Source organism: Pleomorphomonas carboxyditropha (genome assembly GCF_002770725.1).
Classification (GTDB): domain Bacteria; phylum Pseudomonadota; class Alphaproteobacteria; order Rhizobiales; family Pleomorphomonadaceae; genus Pleomorphomonas; species Pleomorphomonas carboxyditropha.
This window is the reverse complement of record NZ_NQVN01000001.1, coordinates 829,072-851,018: the sequence shown is the minus strand read 5'-3', so window position 1 is coordinate 851,018 and position 21,947 is coordinate 829,072. Positions and strand designations below refer to the sequence as shown.

At 68.7% G+C, this 21,947-nt stretch carries 19 protein-coding genes; 14 read left to right on the top strand and 5 right to left on the bottom strand.

The window, feature by feature from the left end:
- Window positions 1-28: 28 nt before the first annotated feature.
- The 6 genes from CJ014_RS04070 to CJ014_RS04045 all read left to right on the top strand — a co-directional run bounded on the left by CJ014_RS04070 (window position 29) and on the right by CJ014_RS04045 (window position 7,526).
- The gene (locus CJ014_RS04070; protein WP_100079197.1) at window positions 29-1,522 is read left to right on the top strand and encodes a sugar ABC transporter ATP-binding protein; all 1,494 of its coding nucleotides are present in this window, start codon (window positions 29-31) and stop codon (window positions 1,520-1,522) included.
- Window positions 1,515-2,513: an ABC transporter permease gene (locus CJ014_RS04065; protein WP_100079196.1), complete on the top strand. Its 999-nt coding sequence runs from the start codon at window positions 1,515-1,517 to the stop codon at window positions 2,511-2,513. The genes CJ014_RS04070 and CJ014_RS04065 overlap by 8 nt, the downstream gene beginning before the upstream one ends.
- Before the next feature lie 107 nt (window positions 2,514-2,620).
- On the top strand, window positions 2,621-4,210 hold the full coding sequence (locus CJ014_RS04060; protein ID WP_100079195.1) for an FGGY-family carbohydrate kinase: 1,590 nt from the start codon (window positions 2,621-2,623) through the stop codon (window positions 4,208-4,210).
- Between the two features lie 122 nt (window positions 4,211-4,332).
- A complete protein-coding gene (locus CJ014_RS04055) occupies window positions 4,333-5,826 on the top strand; it encodes an FGGY-family carbohydrate kinase (RefSeq protein ID WP_100079194.1) in 1,494 nt (497 codons plus the stop codon).
- A gap of 25 nt (window positions 5,827-5,851) precedes the next feature.
- Entirely contained in the window at window positions 5,852-6,730 is an 879-nt protein-coding gene (locus tag CJ014_RS04050; RefSeq protein WP_245427052.1) for an L-ribulose-5-phosphate 3-epimerase, read from the top strand.
- Window positions 6,731-6,797: 67 nt separating this feature from the next.
- A complete protein-coding gene (locus CJ014_RS04045) occupies window positions 6,798-7,526 on the top strand; it encodes an SDR family oxidoreductase (RefSeq protein WP_100079192.1) in 729 nt (242 codons plus the stop codon).
- A gap of 78 nt (window positions 7,527-7,604) precedes the next feature.
- Here the strand turns inward: CJ014_RS04045 and CJ014_RS04040 are convergent, their stop codons facing one another.
- The 4 genes from CJ014_RS04040 to dhaK form a co-directional block, all read right to left on the bottom strand.
- A complete protein-coding gene (locus tag CJ014_RS04040; protein ID WP_245427099.1) occupies window positions 7,605-8,567 on the bottom strand; it encodes an ABC transporter permease subunit in 963 nt (320 codons plus the stop codon).
- Window positions 8,568-8,613: 46 nt separating this feature from the next.
- Window positions 8,614-10,119 (bottom strand): sugar ABC transporter ATP-binding protein, encoded by a 1,506-nt coding sequence (locus CJ014_RS04035; RefSeq protein ID WP_100079349.1) that lies wholly within the window; start codon window positions 10,117-10,119, stop codon window positions 8,614-8,616.
- Window positions 10,120-10,233: 114 nt separating this feature from the next.
- Window positions 10,234-11,175 (bottom strand): ABC transporter substrate-binding protein, encoded by a 942-nt coding sequence (locus CJ014_RS04030; protein WP_100079191.1) that lies wholly within the window; start codon window positions 11,173-11,175, stop codon window positions 10,234-10,236.
- A gap of 136 nt (window positions 11,176-11,311) precedes the next feature.
- The gene (gene dhaK / locus CJ014_RS04025; protein ID WP_100079190.1) at window positions 11,312-13,009 is read right to left on the bottom strand and encodes a dihydroxyacetone kinase subunit DhaK; all 1,698 of its coding nucleotides are present in this window, start codon (window positions 13,007-13,009) and stop codon (window positions 11,312-11,314) included.
- 259 nt (window positions 13,010-13,268) lie between these two features.
- On the opposite strand from dhaK, the gene CJ014_RS04020 reads away from it, so the two are divergent.
- Window positions 13,269-14,066, top strand: coding sequence for a class I fructose-bisphosphate aldolase (locus CJ014_RS04020; RefSeq protein WP_245427050.1), 798 nt, complete (start codon window positions 13,269-13,271; stop codon window positions 14,064-14,066).
- A gap of 10 nt (window positions 14,067-14,076) precedes the next feature.
- Window positions 14,077-15,402, top strand: coding sequence for an FGGY family carbohydrate kinase (locus CJ014_RS04015; RefSeq protein ID WP_100079189.1), 1,326 nt, complete (start codon window positions 14,077-14,079; stop codon window positions 15,400-15,402).
- A 6-nt stretch (window positions 15,403-15,408) separates the two neighbouring features.
- On the opposite strand, the gene CJ014_RS04010 is transcribed toward CJ014_RS04015, so the two are convergent.
- Complete coding sequence (locus tag CJ014_RS04010) at window positions 15,409-16,158, bottom strand: GntR family transcriptional regulator (protein WP_100079188.1); 750 nt, start codon at window positions 16,156-16,158, stop codon at window positions 15,409-15,411.
- A gap of 195 nt (window positions 16,159-16,353) precedes the next feature.
- Here CJ014_RS04010 and CJ014_RS04005 point away from each other — a divergent pair, with 195 nt between their 5' ends.
- From CJ014_RS04005 to CJ014_RS03980, 6 genes are all read left to right on the top strand, one after another.
- Complete coding sequence (locus CJ014_RS04005; protein WP_100079187.1) at window positions 16,354-16,776, top strand: OsmC family protein; 423 nt, start codon at window positions 16,354-16,356, stop codon at window positions 16,774-16,776.
- 269 nt (window positions 16,777-17,045) lie between these two features.
- Window positions 17,046-18,485 carry an ABC transporter substrate-binding protein gene (locus CJ014_RS04000; RefSeq protein WP_425351894.1) on the top strand — a complete coding sequence of 480 codons (1,440 nt, stop codon included), beginning with the start codon at window positions 17,046-17,048 and terminating at the stop codon, window positions 18,483-18,485.
- 84 nt (window positions 18,486-18,569) lie between these two features.
- Window positions 18,570-19,532 (top strand): ABC transporter permease, encoded by a 963-nt coding sequence (locus CJ014_RS03995; protein WP_100079185.1) that lies wholly within the window; start codon window positions 18,570-18,572, stop codon window positions 19,530-19,532.
- Entirely contained in the window at window positions 19,529-20,380 is an 852-nt protein-coding gene (locus tag CJ014_RS03990; RefSeq protein ID WP_100079184.1) for an ABC transporter permease, read from the top strand. Before CJ014_RS03995 ends, CJ014_RS03990 begins: the two co-directional genes overlap by 4 nt.
- Window positions 20,380-21,189, top strand: a complete 810-nt coding sequence (locus tag CJ014_RS03985) for an ATP-binding cassette domain-containing protein (protein WP_100079183.1) — start codon at window positions 20,380-20,382, stop codon at window positions 21,187-21,189. The genes CJ014_RS03990 and CJ014_RS03985 overlap by 1 nt, the downstream gene beginning before the upstream one ends.
- Entirely contained in the window at window positions 21,186-21,938 is a 753-nt protein-coding gene (locus CJ014_RS03980; protein ID WP_100079182.1) for an ABC transporter ATP-binding protein, read from the top strand. The genes CJ014_RS03985 and CJ014_RS03980 overlap by 4 nt, the downstream gene beginning before the upstream one ends.
- Window positions 21,939-21,947: the final 9 nt, after the last annotated feature.

The window sequence follows — 21,947 nt, the reverse complement described above, 5'->3', positions numbered from 1 at the left end:
TGGAACGGCGCGCTCCGAGGGTTCCGCCATGCTCGAAATGAAACATATCACCAAGAGGTTCCCCGGCATCGTCGCCCTCAACGATGTCTCCCTCTCGCTGAAACGCGGCGAGGTTCACGCGCTGGTCGGCGAAAACGGCGCCGGCAAGTCGACGCTGATGAAAATCCTGTCCGGCGTCTACCAAGCCGATGAAGGCGAACTGCTGATTGATGGAAAAGAAGTTCATCCGACGCGCACCCGTGAGTCGGAAAAACTCGGCATCAACATCATCTTCCAGGAATTCAGCCTGGTCCCCGAGCTCAATGCCTATGAGAACATCTTTCTCGGCCGTGAGATCCGCACCAGGTTCGGCACGCTCGATAGCCGCTCCATGCGTCGCATGGCCCGCGAGGCCCTCGACCGGCTCGACATGTATTTCCCGCTCGACCGTCCCGTCGCCGACCTGACGGTGGCCGAGCAGCAATCGGTCGAAATCGTCAAGGCGACCATCTTCAAGTGCAACTTCCTGGTGCTCGACGAGCCGACGGCGACGTTGACACCGCGCGAGGTCAAGAAGCTGTTCGAGGTGATCGAGCGCCTCAAGGCGCTGGGCGTCGGCTGCTTCTTCATCTCCCACCATCTCGAGGAGATCTTCGAGATCGCCGACACCGTGTCGGTGCTGCGCGACGGCTGCCACGTCTATACCGGTCCGGTCAGCGATTGCACCCAGGACGAGCTGATCTCCAAGATGGTCGGCCGCGAGGTGACGCAGGCCTTCCCGCCGAAACGCGGCGCCGCGGAAAAGGCCGAGCCGCCGATCATGGAAGTGCGCAAGCTGCGCTTCCCCGGCTCGGACGAGATCTCCTTCGAAGTGCGGCGCGGCGAGATCCTCGGCATCGCCGGGCTGGTCGGCGCCAAGCGGACCGAGAGCTTCCTGGCCCTGATCGGCCGCGATCCGTCCACTGAAAAAGAAGTGCTGTTCCAGGGCAAGCCGATCCAGTTGCGCTCGCCGCACGAAGCGCTGAGCCACGGCATCGGCTACCTGCCGGAGGACCGCAAGCGGACCGGCCTGTTCCTGCCGTTCTCCATCCGCTCCAACATCGTGGTCAGCACGGTCGCCCGCCTGACCAACAAGTTCGGCATGGTGGTGGCGCGCCAGGAAAAGGCGCTCAGCGACCGCTTCATCCAGCGCATGCGCATCCGCACCACCTCCGACCTCAAGACGGTGTCGGAACTGTCCGGCGGCAACCAGCAGAAGGTGATCATCGCCCGCTGGCTGGCCAGCAACTGCAAGCTCCTGATCTTCGATGAGCCGACCCGCGGCATCGACGTGGGCGCCAAGGCGGAAATCTACGTCATGCTGCAGGAGCTGGCGGCGCAGGGCCTCGGCGTGGTGGTGATTTCGTCCGACCTGCCGGAAGTGATCGGCATCTGCGACCGCGTGCTGGTCATGCGCTACGGCTCGATCCGCGCCACGCTGACCGGCGCCGACATCAACTCTGAAAAGATCATGCTTTACGCCTCGGGAGGTGAAAATGGGTGAAGCTGCAGCCACCGGCGCGACATCGCGCGAAGAGCCCGCCGGACTGGTCGGCCTTGCCAAGGCCGCCGTGGGCCGGCCGGAATTCGTTTCCTTCGTGGCGCTGATCGTCCTGATGATCCTCACCTCGTTCATGAACGAGAACTTCTTCACGGCCGACAACCTGCTCAACATCACGCGCCAGGTGTCCACCACCGGCATCATCGCCGTCGGCATGACCTTCGTCATCCTGACCGGCGGCATCGACCTGTCGGTCGGCGCCATCGTGGCGCTCGCCTCGACGCTGATGGCCGGCATGATCGCCAACATGGGCTTCCCCTTCTGGGCGGCGGCGCTGGTCGCCATCTTCGGCGGCGCCCTGACCGGCGCGGTGTCGGGCTTCTTCATCGCCCGCTTCGCCCTGCCGCCGATCATCGTCACGCTGGCGATGATGGAGATCCCGCGCGGTCTCGGCCTCATCTACACCAACGGCTATCCGCTGCCGATCGATCGCGAGTTCGGGTTCATCGGCCGCGAATACGTGCTCGGCCTGCCGATCCCGACGCTGATCATGCTGATCGTCTTCGCGGCCGCCTACTTCGTGCTGAACCGCCTGCCGATCGGCCGCTACGTCTACGCCGTCGGCGGCAACGAAGACGCGGCCATCCTGTCGGGTATCCGCACCGCCCGCATCAAGCTGATGGTCTACGCCATCTCCGGCTTCACCGCCGCCATCGCCGGCATGATCCAGACCTCGCGCCTGTTGTCCGGCCAGCCCAACTCGGCCATCGGCGTGGAGCTCGACGCCATCGCGGCGGTGGTGCTCGGCGGCACGGCGATCACCGGCGGCCGCGGCCATATCGTCGGCACCCTGATCGGCGCCCTGCTGCTCGGCGTGCTCAACAACAGCCTGAACATGATCGGCCTGTCGCCCTACAGCCAGCGCGTCGTCAAGGGCGTCATCCTGCTGATCGCCGTCCTCATCGGCTATCTACGCAAGCGGAATTCGCGCTGAACAAGCCGGGAGGCGCCCCGCAAGTCGACGAGGCGCCTCCCGGCAGAACACCAGGGACCGGACCATCGGACCGGTCAACAGGAAAAGCGGCGTCACGAGGTTTGACCATGACTTCCTATGTCATCGGCGTGGATGTGGGCACCGGCAGCGTCAGGGCGGCGCTGTTCGACGAGCGCGGCGGCCGCCTTGCCGTCGCCGACCGCCCGATCCGGATGAACAAGCCGCGGCCGCTCCACGTCGAGCAGTCCTCCGGCGACATCTGGGCCGGCGTCGTCGAGTGCGTCCGCGCCGTGGTGGTCGCCGCCGGCGTGCCGGTCGGCGACATCAAGGCGATCGGCTACGACGCCACCTGCTCGCTGGTGGCCGTCGACGCCGAGGGAAAGCCGGTGTCGGTGTCCGAGACGGGCGACGACCAATGGAATGTCGTCGTCTGGATGGATCACCGGGCGCTCGCCGAGGCGGAAGCCATCAACAAGGGCGGCTACGAGGTGCTCGACTTCGTCGGCGGCGCCATCTCGCCGGAGATGGAGATCCCCAAGATCCGCTGGCTCAAGACCCACCTGCCCGAGCAATACCAGCGCGTCGCCCTGTTCCTCGACCTCGCCGACTTCCTGAGCTGGCGGTCGACCGGCAGCACCGTGCGCTCGGCCTGCACCACCGTCTGCAAGTGGACCTACCTCCATCACGAAAAGCGCTGGTCGCGGCCGTTCTTCGAGGCGCTCGACCTCGTGGAGCTGCTCGATGAAAACCGCATCGGCGACACCATTCTCGAGGCCGGCACCCCGGCCGGCAAACTGACGGCGGCGGCCGCCGCCGAGCTCGGCCTGTCGCCGGACGTCGTCGTGGCCGTCGGCCTGATCGACGCGCACGCCGGCGGCGTCGGCGTGCTCGGCGACCGGCCCGAGGAAGCGCTGGCGGTGATCGCCGGCACGTCGGCCTGCCACATGGCCTCCAACCGCGACCGCCACTTCGTTCCCGGCGTCTGGGGCCCCTATCACGGCGCCATGGTGCCCGGTTACTGGCTGGCCGAAGGCGGACAGAGCGCGGCCGGCGCGCTGGTCGACTTCGTGGTGCGCGACAGCGCCGCCTGGCCGGCGCTGGAGAAGGAGCTCGCCCGGACGGGCCGGTCGACCTACGCCTATCTCAACGATCTCGTCGGCAAGATCGAGGCCGGGAACCCGTTCCCGACCAGCGACTTCCACCTGCTCGGCTACTACCTCGGCAATCGCTCGCCGCTCGCCGACCCGACGCTGACCGGCATGATCTCGGGCCTCAAGCTCGACGACACGCTGGAAAGCCTCGCCGTCCGCTATCTCGCCGCGCTGCAGTCGGTCGCCTACGGCACGCGCCACATCATCGAGACGATGAACGGCAACGGCTACGCCATCAAGCGCATCCGCCTCGCTGGCGGCGGCGCCAAGAACCCGCTCTGGGTGCGCGAATTCGCCGACGTCACCGGCCTGCCGATCGAGATCATCTCGGAAAGCGAGGCGATGCTGCTCGGCTCGGCCATGCTGGGCGCGACGGCGGCCGGCCTCTATCCCAAGCTCACCGACGCCATGCTGGCCATGGCCGGCGATGTCTCGGTGACGATGCCCCGATCCGAAACCGCTGCCTTCCACGACAGGAAATACCGTGTCTTCCGCGAGATGGCGGGCGACCAGTTGAAATATCGAAGCCTTCTCGCCGCCGGCTGACAGCCCTTCGGCCGCCCCGAACCGACCACGCCTGATCGCCGGGCCATCCGTCCGACGGACGGGATCCTCTTTGCCCGGCGCAAGCCGAACCAGTCCCGCGTTTCTTCAAAGGACCAAGAGCCGTGACCTACTTTCTCGGAATCGATATCGGCGGCACCGTCATCAAGAGCGGCCTCTACGACGCCGAGGGGCATGAAAAGGCCGTGGCCTCCGAGGTCGACAACGGCGTCGCCGCCCACGTCGGCTGGTCCGAGCGCGACATGAACGCCATGTGGCGGATCGTCGCCGGCACCATCCGCCGCGTCGTCGCCGAAGCCGGCGTTTCGGCCGACGAGATCGCCGGCATCAGCTTCTCCGCCCACGGCAAGGGGCTCTACGCCCTCGATGCCGACGGCGAGCCGGTGCGCAACGGCATCATCTCCTCCGACAACCGCTCGCTGTCCATCGTCAAGGACTGGAAGGCCAAGGGGCTCGACGCGGCGAGCTATCCCTACGGCTATCAGCAGCTCTGGACCGGCCACCCGGTGTCGCTGCTCGCCTGGATGAAGGCCAACGAGCCGGACAACTACCGCCGGACGCGTCACGTGCTGATGGCGCACGATTTCGTCCGCTACAAGCTGACCGGCGTTTTCGCCGCCGAGGTCACCAACATCTCCGGCAGCAATCTCTACAACGTCGAGAAGGGCGCCTACGACCCCGCTCTCTTCAGGATGTTCGGCATCGACGAGATGGAGGGCTGCCTGCCGCCGGTCGTCGGCTCGGAGGAGCGCGTCGCCGGCCTGAGCGCCAAGGCGGCCGAGGAAACCGGCCTCAAGGCGGGCACGCCGGTGTTCGGCGGCTTCTTCGACGTGGTGTCGGCCGCCGTCTGCGCCGGCCTCGCCGATCCGAGCTTCGTCAACGTGGTGATGGGCACCTGGACCATCGTCACCTGGACCACCGACCGCATCCTGAAGCCCCAAGGCGACAACTGGCCCTACATCTGGGGCCGCTACTGCATGCCGGACCGCTACTTCGTCCACGAAGGCAGCCCGACCTCGGCCGGCAACCTCGAATGGTTCGTCCGCACCTTCCTCGGCGGCATGCCCGACTGCTACCGCCAGGCCGACCTGATGATCTCGGCGCTGCCCAAGGCGGGCACCGGCATCCAGTTCCTGCCCTATCTGTTCGCCTCCAACCTCGGCGACGATCTCACGGCCGGCCTGCACGGCCTCGCCAATGCCCACGGCCTCGGCCAGGTGCTGCAGGCGGTCTACGAGGGCATCTGCTTCTCGCAGCACGTCCACCTCGAGCGGATCGTCAAGCTGTCCGGCCGCGACAAGACGCTGCGCCTCACCGGCGGCCCGACCCGCTCCAAGCCCTGGATGCAGATGGTCGCCGACATCTCCGAGATGCCGGTCGAGGTGATGCACGTCGAGCAGTCCGGCTGCCTCGGCGCCGCCATCGCCGCCGCCGTCGGCTCCGGCGTCCACAAGGGCTTCAAGGAAGCCATGGCGGCCATGTGCCCATCCGGCGCGCTGATCGAGCCGGATGCCGGGAGCTTCCCCGCCTATCGCGAAAAATACGCGGCCTTCCGCCGCTTGGCCGACACGCTGTCCACCCTGCCGGCCGGACGCTGAGAGCCACCAATATCTGGAGGACGACGTGACCCGAGAGGCGCTGCCCAACCCGCTGGGCATCTATGAGAAGGCCCTGCCGAAGGACCTCGACTGGCCGGCGCGGCTGGCGCTCGCCAAGGCATTGGACTTCGACTTCGTCGAAATGTCGATCGACGAGACCGACGAACGCATGACGCGCCTCAGCTGGTCGAAGGCCGAGCGCGCCGCCTTCTGCGCCGCCGTGCGCGATTTCGGCGTCTCGGTGCCGAGCGTCTGCCTGTCGGCGCACCGCCGCTTCCCGTTCGGCAGCCGCGATCCGTCGACGCGCGTCAAGGCGCGCGACATCATGCGCCGGGCGATCGACCTCTGCGTCGACCTGGGCATCCGCACCATCCAGGTGGCCGGTTACGACGTCTACTACGAGGAAGCCGACGTCGGCACCAAGGAGCGGTTCATCGAAGGCCTGCAGTGGTCGGTGCGCGAGGCGGCCAAGGCGCAGGTGATGCTGGCGGTCGAGATCATGGACACCGCCTTCATCAACTCGATCACCCGCTGGCGCGAATACGACCAGCTCATCCACTCGCCGTACTTCTGCGTCTACCCCGACCTCGGCAACCTCACGGCCTGGGGCAACGACGTCGACGCGGAGCTCAGGGCGGGCATCGACCGCATCGTCGCCATCCACCTGAAAGACACGCTGAAGGTAACCGGCGACTTCCCCGGCCAGTTCCGCGACGTGCCCTTCGGCGACGGCTGCGTCGACTTCAAGGCCTGCTTCGCCACGCTCGCCGACCTCGGCTATCGCGGCCCCTTCCTGATGGAGATGTGGACCGAGAAATCGGACGAGCCGGTGGTGGAGATCGCCACCGCCCGGCGCTGGATGATCGAGCAGATGCGCCTCGGCGGCCTGCTGCAGGTCGCATGAGAACACTTGAGGAAACGTCCAACAAACAAAGCGATTGTCCGTCGGATACGGACGAAAGGAGACTGAAATGGCTGTGAGTATCGAAGGTCAGGTTGCCGCCGTCACCGGTGGCGCTTCCGGCATCGGCCTGGCATGCGCCAAGGCCATGGCCGAGGCCGGCGCCCGGGTCGCCGTCGTCGACCGCGACGAAGAAGGTCTCGCCAAGGCCTGCGCCGAGATCGGCGCCAACGCCTTCCCGGTCCGCATCGACCTCCTGGATCCCAAGAGCGTCGCCACCATGCTGCCGCAGATCATCGACAAGGCCGGCAAGCTCGACATCCTGCATGCCAACGCCGGCGCCTATATCGGCGGCGACGCCGCCACCGGCGATCCCGATGCCTGGGACCGCATGCTCAACCTCAACATCAACGCGGCCTTCCGCACCGCCCATGCCGTGTTGCCCTACATGATCGAGCGCAAGCACGGCGACATCCTGTTCACCAGCTCGGTGGCCGGCGTGGTGCCGGTGATGGTCGAGCCGATCTACACCGCCTCCAAGCACGCGGTGCAGGCCTTCGTGCACACCGTCCGCCGCCAGGTGGCGAAACATGACGTGCGCGTCGGCGCGGTGCAGCCCGGCCCGGTGATCACCGCCCTCCTCAAGGACTGGGTGCCGGAGCGGCTTGCCGCCCTGAAGGCGGCCGGCGGCCTGATCGAGCCCGAGGAAGTCGCCGAAGCCGTGCTGTTCATGCTGACGCGGCCGCGCAACGTCGTCGTCCGCGACCTGGTGATCCTGCCGGCCCAGTTCGATATCTGAGACCATTGATTTATCAAGACAGGGCGGCGGCGCATCGATATCGATCGCGCCGCCGTGCCATTTGGAGTCCGTCGCCGGTCATCCTCTCGAGCGGTGATACCTGTCGAGGGCGACGGCGGCGATGATCACCAGCCCCTTGACGATATACTGCCAGATATCGGAAACGCCGATCAGGATCAGGCCGTTAGACAGCACGGCGATGATCAGCGCACCGACCAGCGTGCCCCAGATCGAGCCGATGCCGCCGACGAAGCTGGTGCCGCCGAGAATGACGGCGGCGATAGCGTCGAGCTCGTAGGACTGGCCGACCTGCAAGCCGTTGGCGGCGTAGAGGCGGGCGGCGCTCATGACGCCGCCAAGGCCGGCGAACAGCCCGGAAATCGCATAGACGAAGGTGAGCACCGCCGTGACGCGGATGCCGGCGAGGCGGGCCGCGTCCTCGTTGCCGCCGATGGCGTAGATGAAGGTGCCGAGCACCGTGCGCCGCAGGATCAGCCACGAGACGACGATGCCGGCGAAGGCGATGATCACCAGCCAGGGCACGCCGAACAGCGAGCCGTTGCCGAGGAAGGCGAAGGGCATCGCCGTGTTGAAGACGGTGGTGTCGTTGCCGATCAGGCGGGCGAAGCCGCGCACCGCCGTCAGCGAACCAAGGGTGGCTATGAAGGGTGGCAGCTTGACGACGGCGACCAGGAGGCCGTTGACCAGGCCGCAGGCAAGGCCGACGGCCAGCCCGGCGGGAATGCCGATATAGCCCCAGCCGGGGATCAGCGAGCCCATCACCGACACCATCGCCGAGGCGGCGACGATCGAGCCGACCGACAGGTCGATGCCGCCGGTCAGGATGACGAAGGTCATGCCGGCGGCCAGCGTGGTGTTGATCGCCGCCTGCTGCATGACGATGGAGAGGTTGGTGAAGGTGGCGAAGCGGCCGCTCAGCAGCTCGAAGCCGATGCAGAGCAGAATCAGCACCGGCAGCATGCCGGCGATCTGAATGACGGTTTGCAGCCTGTCGGCGCGCGCCAGCGCACCGGCGTCGATGGTTTTCGTCGTGTTGGTCAACTGAACCTCTCCCGAATTGGCCCGTTCAGGCGTCCGCGTCGACGGCGGCGACACCGGTCGCGTAGGCCATGATGGCTTCCTGGGTGATCGGCTGGTCCGGCGCGGCGGCGATCTCGCCGACGATCCGTCCGTCGCGCATCACCAGCACCCGGTCGGCGACGCCGACGACCTCCGGCAGTTCGCTGGAGATCATCAGGACGCCGATGCCGCGCGTCGCGAGATCGTCGATCAGCCGATAGATCTCCGACTTGGCGCCGACGTCGACGCCGCGCGTCGGCTCGTCGAGGATCAGCACGCGCGGCTCGGTCTCCAAGAGGCGGCCGAGCAGCACCTTCTGCTGGTTGCCGCCCGACAGCGCGCCGGTCTTGGCCGAGATGCCGGTGGCGCGGATCTCCAGTGTTTTCATCGCGCGGTCGGCCCGCTCGCGCGCCTTCACGGCATTGGTGAAGCCGGCGCCATGGGCATCGCCGGCCGCGACGTTGATGCTGACGTTGTCGTTGATCGACATCTCCAGGAACAGGCCGAGCCGGCGCCGGTCCTCGGTGAGATAGACGATGCCCGCAGCGATGGCGTCGCGCGCTCGGCGGATGTCGAGCGCCCGGCCGTCGAGGGCGATGCTGCCGCGCGTGCGCGGATCGGCGCCGTAGACGAGACGGGCCAGCTCGGTGCGTCCCGAGCCGACCAGGCCGGCCAGGCACAGCACCTCGCCGGCCTTGAGATCGAAGGAGCAGCCGTGGACGCGGACGTCGTCGGCGATGTCGCGGACGGAAAGCAGCGTCCGGCGATCGGCGGCGGGCCGATGGTCCTTCTTGTAGAAGGAGGAGAGATCGCGGCCGACCATCATGGCCACCAGCCGCTCGGCGACGATCTCGTCGCGGCCGAGCGTGCCGACGTAGCGGCCGTCGCGCAACACGCTGACCCGGTCGGACAGCGCGTAGATCTCCTCCATGCGGTGGCTGATGTAGATGATGCCGATACCGTGCGCCTTGAGGTCGGCGATGATCTCGTAGAGGCGTTCCGTCTCGAGCAGGCTGAGCGAGGTCGTCGGCTCGTCCATCACCAGGATGCGGGCGTCCGAGGCGAGCGCCCGGGCGATCTCCACCAGTTGCCGCTCGCCGAGCGACAGGCGGGAGACCACCGTCGACGGCGGGAAGGCAAGGCGGAGACGGGCGAGCACGTCGCGGCAGGCCGCCTCCTGCGCCTTGCGGTCGGTGAAGCCGCCGCGCCGATGCTCCCGGCCGAGGAAGATGTTCTGGGCGACCGTCAGGTTGGGGGCCAGCGACAGTTCCTGATAGATGACGGCGATGCCGCAATGGCGGCCGGCCTGCGGCCCGTCGATGTCGACCTCCCGGCCGTCGATGAGGATGGAGCCGCCGGCGTCGGCGCGATAGGCGCCGGAGAGGATCTTCATCAGCGTCGACTTGCCGGCGCCGTTCTCGCCCATCAGCGCATGCACTTCTCCGCGCTCCACCGACAGCGAGACGTCCTTCAGGGCGGCCATGCTGCCGAAGGTCTTGCTGATGTGGCGCATCTCGAGAAGCGGCGCCGGCCGTCCGGACGTTTGCTCCACGACTGTTCTCCCGATCGGTCCGGTATCGAAGGAGGCCGCCGCGGCGGGGGGATGCCGCGGCGGCCGCTGCTGCCGTCAGCGCTCGGCATCCCATCCGATGTAGCTGCCGACGTTGTCCGCCGTGACCAGCTTGGTATCGAGCAGCACCGGCTCCGAAGGCTGGGCCTCGCCACGGAAGGCGGCGAGAGCCATTTCGGTGGCCCGTGCGGCCATCGCATAGGGATCCTGGGAGGAGGAGGCGACGATCCGGGTCTCGCCCGACTTGAGGGCGGCGACGACATCGGGAGCGCCGTCGACGCCGGCAATGATCATCTCCTGCCGGTTGAGCTGCTTGGCAGCGAGGTCGGCGCCGAGCGCGGTCGGGTCGTTGGCCCCGAACACGGCGTCGATGTGCGGAAAGCGGGTCAACAGACCCTGCATGACGGCGAAGCCGCCGTCGCGCGAAGCCTTGCCGTCCTGATTGTCCGACAGGATGTTGATGTCGGGATAGCCGGCGAAGGCGTTCTTGCAGCCGGTGACGCGATCGATGATCGACGAGATCGGCGGGCCGTTGATGATGACGACGTCGCCCTTGCCCTTGAGCTGGTCGGCCAGGTACTTGCAGGCGATCTCGCCGGCCTGGACGTTGTTGGTCATCACGGTGACGTCGGCGCCCTTGGCCGAGACGTCGAAGGCGCCGACGGTGATGCCGGCCGCCTTGGCCTTCTCGATCGCCGGGGCGATGGCGTTGGCGTCCACCGAGTTGATCATGATCAGCTCGACGCCGGAGGCGATGAAGTTGTCGATCTGCGTCGCCTGCTTATTGAGGTCGTAGTCGGCGCCGATGACGGTGACGTCGGCCTCCGGGGCGGCCTTGGCCACGGTGTCCTTGGCGCCGGCCACCAGGGGCACGAAGAACGGGTTGCCGAGCGTACCGACGGTGATGCCGACGCGGGTGGGAACCTTGTCGGCGGCCATCGCCGGCACGGCCGCGAGCGCGAAGGCGGCGGCAGCCATGAGATAGGTTGCAGGCTTCATTGGTCTCCTCCTTGTTCGGACGGCGCGGCGCGCGATCACGGCGACGCCGGGCTGCCCTTTGGCAGACACGCGGGTCTGCGTTCGTGGGCGGGCATCCCGGAGGTTCCGGGACGACCGCGCCAAGCTCTTGCCGCGGTCAGGCGTCCTCCTCCCCGAGGACTTGCCCGATGGCGGTCAGCCAGACGACGACGGCTTCGGCGCCGGGGTCGGGGTGCCCGACCGCCCGCTCGCCGAGATAGCTCGAGCGGCCGCGCCGGGACGTGACGGCGGCGGTGGCGGCAGCGCCGCTGGCGGCGGCCTTAACGGCGGCCGCGTAGCCGGCGCGCGGGTCGGCGCCGGCCGAGGCCAGCGCCTCGGCGGCCGGCAGCAGGGCATCGAGCATCGTGCGGTCGCCGATGCGGGCATCGCCCAGCCGGGATATGGCCTCTGCGGCGGCGGCCAGCGCCTCGCCCCAGAGGGCGTTGCCGGCCACCGGCTTCTCGGCGACGGCGGCGGCGCGCATCAGGCCGACGGCGTAGAGCGCTCCCGAGGTTCCGCCCACCGTCTTCCGGACGGTCGCCGACAGGCGCCGCAGTACCGCCGACCGGCCGAGGGCGCGATAGCCGTCGATCTCGGCGAGCACCGCCTCGGCGCCGCGCGCCAGATTGAGGCCGAGGTCGCCGTCGCCGACCGCCTGATCGAGCGCCGTGAGACGCGCCTCGTCGGCGATCAACGCGCGGGCGGCCGCCTCGATGGCCGAAACGAGAGTGAGATCGGGTTCGCCGGCGCCGCCCACGGCCTCGTCAGTGCGGGCAGCAACCGCCACGGCAGGCGCGATCTTGGCGGGCGCCGCCGACGTCGGCCAGGCCGAGGCGGTGGTCGGCGCGTCGAGATAGCCCAGCAGCTCGTCGTCGACGGCGAGCGCCGACAGCGAGAAGCCGGCCATGTCGAGGGCGGTCAGGAAGGCGCCCGTCCACATGCGCTCGACGCAGAGGCCGCGCGCCTCGGCGGCACGGGCGGCCTCGCCGGCAACGATCGCCATCTCCATCGCCGGCGTGGCGCCGAGATTGTTGACGAGCAGCACGGCGCGGTCGCCGGCCAAAAGGCCGCGGTCCTCGAAGATGCGTTCGGCCACGGTCGACACCAGTGCGCCCACCGGCTGCATCCGGTCGCGGCGAACGCCGGCTTCGCCATGAATGCCGAGGCCGAATTCGATCTCGTCGTCGGCGAGCGAGAAGCTCGGCCGGCCGGCCGCCGGCACGGTGCAGGCGGTGAGGCCGACGCCCATGGAGCCGACGCCGTCGCCGACCCGCCGCGCCAGGGCGGCGACCCGATCGAGGGGAAGGCCGGCGGCCGCAGCGGCGCCGGCTACTTTGTGAACAAGGACGGTGCCGGCGATGCCGCGCCGGCCGGCGTTGGACGTGCCGGTGGCGAGCGACACGTCGTCGGCTACCACCACCATCTCGACGGGAATGCCCTCCGAGCGGGCGATTTCGGCGGCGAGGCCGAAGTTGAGGCGGTCGCCGGTATAGGACTTGACGATCAGCAGTACGCCGGCCGGGCCGCCGACGGCACGGATGGCGGCCAGCACGGCATCGGTCGACGGCGAGGTGAAGACGTCGCCGCAGACGGCGGCGGTCAGCATGCCGGCGCCGACATAGCCGGCATGGGCCGGTTCGTGGCCGGAGCCGCCGCCCGAGACCAGCGCCACCTGCCCGGCGGAGCGAACCGCCTCCAGGTCGCGGCGGACAATGACGCGTTCGCCCTCGATGCGGCTGAGGCCGTCCACCGACCGGATGAGGCCGTCGATCATGTCATCGACCACCGCGCCGACATCGTTGATCAGCTTCTTCACGCCGTCCTCCCGTCTCCCGGTGAGCCACGACGTTACGTGGTTCCTCCTCACCGTCATTTTTGTACGGACAAGTCGGACGATACGTTCGGTACCGAACAACTGTCAAGACGGTATTGACGCCTCGATATGCAAAAGGTAGACAGATTTTGTCCGTACGATACCGACAAGCGATGAACCGCGTCTCTTTCGAGGAACGGCGACGCCGGATCACCGCTCCAACGGTCCTCCGCCAGGGACCCGCAAAACGAGGAGATGAACCATGGCCCAACACCGGCTCTCGACGAGCTACCGCATGAACCGGCTTTTCCACGTGGACCGGGCGGCGCTGATCGTGCCGGTCGACCACGGCGTCGTCTGGGGCCGCGTTCCGGCCCTCGAAGCGCCCGTCGACGTGATCAACAGCTACATGCAGGAGGACGTCACCGGCTTCATGGTGACCACCGGCATCGTCCGCGCCACCGAGGCTCTCTTGGCCCGCCAGCCGCAGTTCGCCCGCGTGCTGGCCATCGACGCCTTCTGGTCGACCAAGACGCCCGACAAGGGCACCGGCACCATCGTCGCCCGGCTCGAGGATGCCGTCCGCCTCGGCGTCGACTGCGTCAAGCTGCTGTTGCCCTGGAACGTCTCCGACGAGGAGAAGATCCTCTATTGCGAGCGCATCGGCAACGTGATCTCCGAGGCCGCCAAGTGGGAGATGCCGGTGATGGTCGAGCCGGTGCTGCTGGCGGCGCCGCGCTCGCCGGAGGTGGTCAAGCAGGAGATCGAGGTGGCGCGCATCGCCTTCGACCTCGGCGCCGACATCATCAAGATCACCTTCCCCGGCGCCGAGGAAACCGCCCGCCTCGTCGAGGAACTGCGCATTCCGATCGTGGTGGCCGGCGGCGCGCTCAGCGGCGATTCCAAGTCGACGCTGACCGATTCCGAGGAAGTCATCCGGGCCGGCGCCCAGGGTCTGGTGATCGGCCGCAAGGTCTGGCAGCGTCCGGAAGCCGAGGCCAAGGAAACGATCCGCGAACTGGCGCGCATCACCCGCCGGCACTATACCCGCCACTGGTGAGGAGGCCGGGATGTCCGGGCTTTATTGCGGTGTCGATATCGGCTCGACCAACATCAAGGTGGTGCTGGTCGACGAGGTGGCGGGCGTCATCGCCCGCCGTCGCCGCCCGACGCCGCGCCTCGGACAGGACACGGCCGGCGCCCGGGCCGGCGAGGCCGAGCCGCTCGTCCTGCTGAAGGCGATCGAGGACATGATCATCGACGCCTGGCGGCAGGCCGCCGACGGCCTCCCGATCGCGGCCATCGCCGCCGCCGGAGTCGGGGAGGACGGATGCCTCGTCGACGCCGCGTTGCGGCCGCTCTCCACCGTCATTCCCTGGTTCGACGACCGCGCCGCTGCCGAAGCGGACGAGCTCGCCGCCGCCCACGACTGCGTCGACGTCACCGGCCTCGCCTTCGAGCCGACGCGCACCTCCGCCAAGTGGCTGTGGATCGCCCGCCATCGTCCGGTGCCGGCGGTCGCGGGCTGGATCGCCCTCACCGACTTTCCCGCCGCCTGGTGGTCGGGGCGGGCCTTCCTCAGCGAGACGCTGGCCGCCCGCACCGCCTGCTACGACATTTCCGCCCGCGCCTTTCGCGACGACCTGCTCGCGGCGGCGCGGGCGCCGACGCTGCCGCCGGTTCTGCCGGCCGGCGCCACGGTCGGTCCGATGCGGCCGGGCCGCCTCACGCAAGCCGGGGCGGCCACCACCGCCACCCGGCTCGTCGCCGGCGGTCACGACCATCCGGTCGCCGCCTCGGTCGCCCACCGCCTGCACCCGGATGCCATCGTCGATTCGCTCGGCACCGCCGAACTCGTCTATGGCGAAACCGATCGCCCCGTGCCGCCGCGGCCGGGCATCGTCCGCTCGGTTTCCGTGCTGCCCGGCCGCGAGGCGCGCTTCAAGGTGTTCGAGTTGGCGGCGGCGCTGGCGCCGCTCAGGCTTCCGACGCCCTCCGGCGATCTCCTGTCCGACCTGCTCGCCGCCGCCGAAATTCCCGCCGAGGCGACGCCCAGCGTCGACGATCCAGCCGATCACGCGGCGGTCGCTGCCATCCTTGCTCAGGCAAACGAATCGGACGCGCGCCGCATCGCCGCTGCCCTGCTCGTCGCCTGCGCCCGGATCACCGCCGGCATCTTCGACGACCTCACCGCCTCGGGCGTCGGCGACGGTCCGCTGTTCGCGACGGGCGGCTGGAGCCGCTCCGACGCGCTGATGCGTCTCCGCGCCGGCATTCTCGGTCGGCCGATCCACCGCATCGACGAGCCCGAGCTCGCCGCCCTCGGCGCGGCGCTGATCGCCGGCGCCCGGCCGGATCTGGCGCATGTCCTGAAAATAAGCCGGATCGACGCCTGACCCGCCTCAGTCGCCGTCCATCGCCTGCGCCTCGACCGCGATGGTCACTACGTCGGAGCGGGCGTAGGAGCGATAGTAGTCGAACGGCCGGCCATCGGCGCCGCGCGACAGCGAACGGATCAGCAGCACCGGATCCCGCACGTCGAGGCCGAGGAAGCGGGCCGGCAGCTCGGGCGCGCCGACCGCCGCCACCTCGCGGCGGGCGCTGGAAATCTGATAGCCGGCGGCCCGAAGGGTTTGGTTGAGCGACTGGGTGCCGCGCAGCACGTCCGTGCCGGCCAGCACCGCGCCGACTTCGGGCGGCATGAAGTTGGTCGAATAGACGGCCGGCTTGCCGTCGAGGCAACGCAGCCGTTCCAGGATGAAGCCGGCGGCGCCCGGTTCGAGCCCCAGCGCATCGCTCGCCTCGCGCGGCAGCGGTTCGAGGCCGCTGCGGAAGACCGTCGTGTCGACGGTGCGGGTGCCGTCCACCTCCGACTCGAAGAAGCCGCGCGTCACCTGCAGCATCCAGTCGCCGCTGTTCCGCTCGGCGACGAAGGCGCCGCGCCGGGGAATCATCCGGATCAGCCCCTGCTCCTGCAGCGAGCGCAGCGTCTCGCGCACCGTGGAGCGGGAAAGATCGAAGGTGCGGCAGAGATCGCTTTCCGACGGCAGGCGCTGGCCCGGCGACAGCTCCTTCGACTTGATGCGCTGTTCGAGGATGCGGCCGAGTTGCTGGTAATAGGGCTCGGCGGAAGTGCGGTTGATGGCGTCCATGATATCGGCAGTCTGGTTTGTCCGCACGAAATCTACATCAGGTGCAAGCCGTTGAATAGATTGGACGGCGCACGTCGGTGAAAACACGCCACCGGTTTTCCGTCCGTCGCATTCCGACGCTCGCCGCTCGCCGCCGCCCCGCAAAGCCGCTATTCTCCCGGGAGAAGGGCGGGTGCCCGAACAGGAGATACCACCATGTCGCAGGTCAAAGTCCGCCCGATGGGTGCCAGCGCTAGCCTCGATCGCAGCGGCCGCGGTGGCGTGGTCGCCCGCTCCGGCGCCAGCCTGACGCTCGCCGGTTCGCCGTCGATGGAGGGCTTCAACCCGCTCGAATTGCTGGATGCCTCGCTGGCCGGCTGCCTGGCGCTCAGCGTCCGCATCGCGGCGCGCAACCTCGGCCTCAACGACCGGCTCGGCTCGGTTTCGGTGGAGGTGATCGGCGCCAAGGCCGCCGAGCCGCCGTCGCGCATCGCCCGCCAGACCTGCCGCTTCGCCATCGAAGGCGACTTCAACAACGCCGAACGGCGATCGCTGATCGAGGAGGCGCATAAGGTCTGCACCATCGGCAACAGCTATCACGCGGCGATCGACATCGTCGACGGCGAGCCGATCTTGTGAATTTGGGCAGGCGGTCCGCTTGTTCATGGAAATCTGTACGAGTAAAATAATTCGGAAATTTCCCGTTTCGCGCAATCCTGTTTCCGGGCGGCCCGGCATTTCAGACAAGCCCGGCATTCTCATTTCCCATGCCTCGGCTAGACTGGCCGCCAACAGGTCGCACCAGTCGGCCGTCATCCGAGGAGAGAAATATGACCGCTTCGCCCGCCCGCGCCAGCCGGACGCCCCTTTCGGCCCTGAACGCCACGGCGGCCGCCGTGCTGCTCCTGATGGGCGCCGCGCCGGCTCTGGCCGCCGACGGCGGTCCCGACGCCGTCATCAACATCGGCTCGCTCTACGAGCCGCAGAACCTCGACAACACCGCCGGCGCCGGTCAGGGCATCAACGAGGCCTTCAACGGCAACGTCTACGAGGCGCTGTTCCGCCTCGACGACGACGGCAAGGTGTCGCCGAGCCTCGTCAAGGACTACAAGGTGTCCGACGACGGCCTCACCTACACCTTCACGCTGCAGCCGGGCGTCACCTTCCATTCCGGCGACCCGCTGACCTCGGCCGACGTCAAGTGGTCGATCGAGCGCGTCACTTCGGCCGACAGCAAGAGCTCGCGCAAGAACTCGCTGAAGCCGATCGCCGCGATCGAGACGCCGGACGACGCCACCGTCGTCGTCAAGCTGTCGTCGCGCTCGATCTCCCTGCCCTACAATCTGTCCTACGTCTGGGTGATCAACGACGCCGCCAAGGACCTGCAATCGGCCGAGGACGGCACCGGCCCCTACGCGCTCGACGGCTGGCAGCGCGGCGCGCAGCTCGCCATCAAGCGCTTCGACAAATACTGGGGTCCGAAGCCGGAAAACGGCGAAGTGGTCTTCAAGTACTTCACCGAGGCGACCGCCCTCAACAACGCGCTGCTGACCGGCGCCGTCGACGTCATCACCTCGGTGCAGAGCCCGGATTCGCTCGCCCAGTTCAAGGACAACCCGGACTTCACCGTCGCCGAGGGCAAGTCGACCACCAAGCTGCTCCTTGCCTACAACGACCGCGTCGCCCCCTTCGACAACGTCAAGGTGCGCAAGGCGCTGGCCCGCGCCGTCGACGACAAGAAGCTGCTCGAGGCGGTGTGGGGCGACTACGGCACGCTGATCGGCTCCTTCGTGCCGCCGACCGATCCCTGGTACGTCGACCTCACCAAGGTCGATGCCTACGATCCGGAGAGCGCCAAGGCGCTGCTCGCCGAGGCCGGTTATCCCGACGGCTTCACCTTCACCATCGACACGCCCAACTACGACCCGCATCCGCTGGCCGCCCAGTTCCTGCAGGGCGAGCTGGCCAAGGTCGGCGTCAAGGTGAATATCAACGTCATCACCGCCAACGAGTGGTACACCAAGATCTACAAGGCGCACGACTTCCAGGCGACCTTGCAGGAGCATGTCAACCACCGCGACATCGTCTTCTACGGCAATCCCGACTTCTACTGGGGCTATGACAACCCCAAGGTCACCGAGCTGATCAAGGCGTCCGAGGAAGCGGCGACCGTCGACGAGCAGACCGAGAAGCTGAAGGAAGCCAACATCCAGATCGCCGAGGACGCGGCCAGCAACTGGCTCTACCTCTACCCGCAGATCGTGGTGTCGAAAACGTCGGTCACCGGCTACCCGCTCAACGGCCTCAACTCGCAGTTCTTCTCCTACGGCATCAAGAAGGCGGACTGATCCTCCTTCCACGCTGCTCGACATTCGACGCCGTCCGACTTACGTTCGGGCGGCGTTGCCGTTCATCCGTTCCGAGGTGCCGTCATTCTCGCCTATGTCGTCCGCCGGACGGCGATCCTCCTCGTTTCGGTGCTGATCGCCGCCGCCGTCCTGTTCCTGCTGCTGCGCCTGCTGCCGGGCGATCCCGCCAACGCGCTGGTGTCGGTGGGCGCCGACGCCGACCAGATCGAGGCGGCGCGCCGCCAGGTCGGCTCCGACCTGCCGATCGCCGCCCAGTTCGTCCGCTATCTCGGCCAGCTCGGGCGGTTCGACCTCGGCGCCTCCTTCGTCTCCGGCGTGCCGGTTCTCGAGGAGATCGGCCGCCGCCTGACGCTGACGCTGCCGCTCACCGCCCTCGCCTTCCTCAGCGCCGTCCTTCTCGCCCTGCCGCTCGGCATCCTGGCGGCGGTCAAGCGCGACCGCTGGTACGGCGGCCTGATTTCCATCGTCTCGCAGTTCGGCGTCGCCGTGCCGGTGTTCTGGATCGGCATCCTGCTGGTCACCGCCTTCGCCGTGAAGCTGCGCCTGTTTCCGTCGAGCGGCTTTCCGCCGTCCGGCTGGCGCGATCCGCTCACCGCCCTGCATCAGCTGGCGCTGCCGATCCTCACCATCGCCCTGGTCATGTCGGCGTCGCTGATCCGCTACGTCCGCTCGGCGACGCTCGACGTCATCGGCTCCGACTATCTCCGCACCGCCCGGGCGCTCGGCGCCGGCTACGGCGAGGCGCTGGTCCGTCACGGCATCCGCAACGGCGCGGTGCCGGTGATCTCCATCCTCGGCATCGAGCTCGCCTCGACGCTGCTCGGCGCCGTGGTGGTCGAGCGCGTGTTCTCGCTGCCCGGCCTCGGCTCCATGCTGCTTTCCGGCATCGAGCAGCGCGATTATCCGAGCGTGCAGGGCGTGCTGTTCGTCTCGACGCTGCTGGTGCTGCTGGTCGGCTTTGCCGCCGACCTGACGCAGCGCCTCGTCGATCCCCGCCTGCGCGGGCCAAGCGGAGCCCGCTCATGACCGACGCAGCGCCCGCCCTCGCGCCGCCCGCCTCCCGGCGCCTGACGCCGGCCTTCCTCGTCGGCGCCGCGCTGGTCGGCCTCCATGTCGCCGTCGGATTGCTGACGCTCGTCTGGACGCCCTATGATCCGGCGGCGATGACCGGCGGCCGCCTGGCGCCGCCGTCGCTGCTGCACTGGGCCGGCACCGACCGGCTCGGCCGCGACCTGTTCACCGAGATCATGATCGGCGCCCGCATCGCGCTGGCCGTCGGCAGCGGCGCCGTCGCCATCGCCGCCGCCATCGGCGTCACGGTCGGCCTTCTCGCCGCCTTCGCCTCGCGCGCCGTCGACGACGTGCTGGCGGCGACGCTCGACATCCTGATCGCCTTCCCGACGCTGCTGCTCGCCATGCTGATCGTCGCTGCCGGCGACGGCGCCAACCTCGGCACCGCCATCCTGGCCATCGGCATCGCCGCCTCGGCCATCGTCGCCCGCCTGACCCGCATCCTGGCGAGGCGGGTGCTCGCCATGGACTACATCACCGCCGCTCGCGTCTCCGGCACGAGCTGGCTCGGCATCGTCCGCATCCACGTGCTGCCCAACATCTGGCCGACGCTGATCGTCAACTTCGCGCTGCAATTCGGCCTCGCGGTGATCGCCGAGGCGTCGCTGTCCTATCTCGGCCTCGGCGCGCCGCCGCCCAACGCCTCCTGGGGACGGCTGCTGCAGGAGGCGCAGGCCACCGTCTACACCGCGCCGTTCGGCGCCATCGCGCCCGGCATCGCGCTGGTGTCGCTGGTGATCGGCCTCAACCTGTTCGCCGACGGTCTTCGCGACGTCGCCGACCCGACCCGGCGGAGGCGCTGATGGGCGACCTCCTCACCATCGACGACCTCTCCATCCGCCACGCCGGCCGGCCGCTCGTCTCCGGCGTCTCCCTGTCCGTCACGGCCGGCGAACGCCTCGGCCTGATCGGCGAGAGCGGTTCCGGCAAGTCATTGACGGCGCTCGCCGCCATCGGCCTGCTGCCCGAGGGCATGACCGCTTCCGGCTCCGTGAGGCTGGCCGGCCGCGAGGTGATCGGCGCCGCCGACCGCGATGTCGTCGGCCTCCGGGGCACCGCCGTCGCCACCATCTTCCAGGAGCCGCTGACCGCCCTCGACCCGCTGATGCGCATCGGCGACCAGATCGCCGAAGTGGCGCGCCGCCGCGCCCGCCGCGACGGGCGATCCCTCTCCCGCGCCGGCGTCGCCGCCGAGGTGACGGCGCTGATGGCCCGCGTCGCCCTGCCCGATCCGGCGCGTCTTTCCCGCGCCTATCCGCACGAGATGTCCGGCGGCCAGCGCCAGCGGGCGGCCATCGCCATGGCGCTCGCCTGCCGGCCGCGCCTGCTGATCGCCGACGAGCCGACCACCGCGCTCGACGTCACCACCCAGGCCGAGGTGCTGAAGCTCCTCGAAACGCTGGTGCGCGAGGAGAACATGGGCCTTCTGTTCATCAGCCACGATCTGCCGGTGGTGGGAGCGGCCGTCGACCGCGTGGTGGTGCTGCGGGCCGGCGAGATGGTCGAGGAAGGCACGGTGGCGGAGGTGTTCGGCCGGCCGCGCCACCCCTATACCATCGGCCTCGTCGAGGCGGCCCGCGCCTTCGACCGGGCCATCGGAGCGGCGCTATGAGCCTTGTCGATCTCGCCGCCGTATCCTTCGCCTACGGCCGCGGCCGTAGCGTGCTCGACGGCGTCGACCTCCGCATCGAGGCCGGCCGCAACCTCGGCATCGTCGGCGAGAGCGGTTCGGGCAAGACCACCATCCTGCGCCTCATGCTCGGCCTTGCCCGGCCGACCGCCGGCCGGATCGCCTTCCGCGGCGAACCGCTCGATCCCGGCAATCGCCCGTTCATGCGCGGTTTCCGGCGGGCGGTGCAGGCGGTATTCCAGGATCCCTATTCGTCGCTCGACCCGCGCCAGAAGGTGGCCGACATCATCGCCGAGCCGCTGCGGTCGCTGAAGGTGGAGACCGACGTCGACGCCGCCGTCGCCGGCGCACTGGCATCGGTGGACTTACCGCCGGACACCGCCGGACGCTATCCGCACGAGTTCTCCGGCGGCCAGCGCCAGCGCATCGCCATCGCCCGCGCCATCGTGTCGCGGCCCGATCTGGTATTGGCCGACGAGGTGGTGAGCGCGCTCGACCTGACGACGCGCATCCGCATCGTCGATCTCCTGAAGACGCTGTCGGAGAAGACGACGCTGGTGCTGGTTTCCCACGACATCGGCTTCGTTGCCCTGCTCTGCCACGACCTCGTCATCCTGGAAAAGGGCCGCATCGTCGAGCAGGGGCCGGCGCGCGACATCCTGTCGGCGCCGCGGCATCCCTATACGCGGCGGCTGCTCGCCAGCACGCCGCGCCTCGCCGATTTCGCCTGAACCGGCCCA

Excerpts from the sequence above, each read along its gene's own strand:
- CJ014_RS04070 (WP_100079197.1), top strand. The coding sequence starts at position 29 with ATGCTCGAAATGAAACATATCACCAAGAGGTTCCCCGGCATCGTCGCC.
- CJ014_RS04065 (WP_100079196.1), top strand. The coding sequence starts at position 1,515 with ATGGGTGAAGCTGCAGCCACCGGCGCGACATCGCGCGAAGAGCCCGCC.
- CJ014_RS04060 (WP_100079195.1), top strand. The coding sequence starts at position 2,621 with ATGACTTCCTATGTCATCGGCGTGGATGTGGGCACCGGCAGCGTCAGG.
- CJ014_RS04045 (WP_100079192.1), top strand. The coding sequence starts at position 6,798 with ATGGCTGTGAGTATCGAAGGTCAGGTTGCCGCCGTCACCGGTGGCGCT.
- CJ014_RS04035 (WP_100079349.1), bottom strand. The coding sequence starts at position 10,119 with ATGCGCCACATCAGCAAGACCTTCGGCAGCATGGCCGCCCTGAAGGAC.
- CJ014_RS04030 (WP_100079191.1), bottom strand. The coding sequence starts at position 11,175 with ATGAAGCCTGCAACCTATCTCATGGCTGCCGCCGCCTTCGCGCTCGCG.
- CJ014_RS04020 (WP_245427050.1), top strand. The coding sequence starts at position 13,269 with ATGGCCCAACACCGGCTCTCGACGAGCTACCGCATGAACCGGCTTTTC.
- CJ014_RS04015 (WP_100079189.1), top strand. The coding sequence starts at position 14,077 with ATGTCCGGGCTTTATTGCGGTGTCGATATCGGCTCGACCAACATCAAG.
- CJ014_RS04010 (WP_100079188.1), bottom strand. The coding sequence starts at position 16,158 with ATGGACGCCATCAACCGCACTTCCGCCGAGCCCTATTACCAGCAACTC.
- CJ014_RS04005 (WP_100079187.1), top strand. The coding sequence starts at position 16,354 with ATGTCGCAGGTCAAAGTCCGCCCGATGGGTGCCAGCGCTAGCCTCGAT.
- CJ014_RS04000 (WP_425351894.1), top strand. The coding sequence starts at position 17,046 with ATGGGCGCCGCGCCGGCTCTGGCCGCCGACGGCGGTCCCGACGCCGTC.
- CJ014_RS03990 (WP_100079184.1), top strand. The coding sequence starts at position 19,529 with ATGACCGACGCAGCGCCCGCCCTCGCGCCGCCCGCCTCCCGGCGCCTG.
- CJ014_RS03985 (WP_100079183.1), top strand. The coding sequence starts at position 20,380 with ATGGGCGACCTCCTCACCATCGACGACCTCTCCATCCGCCACGCCGGC.
- CJ014_RS03980 (WP_100079182.1), top strand. The coding sequence starts at position 21,186 with ATGAGCCTTGTCGATCTCGCCGCCGTATCCTTCGCCTACGGCCGCGGC.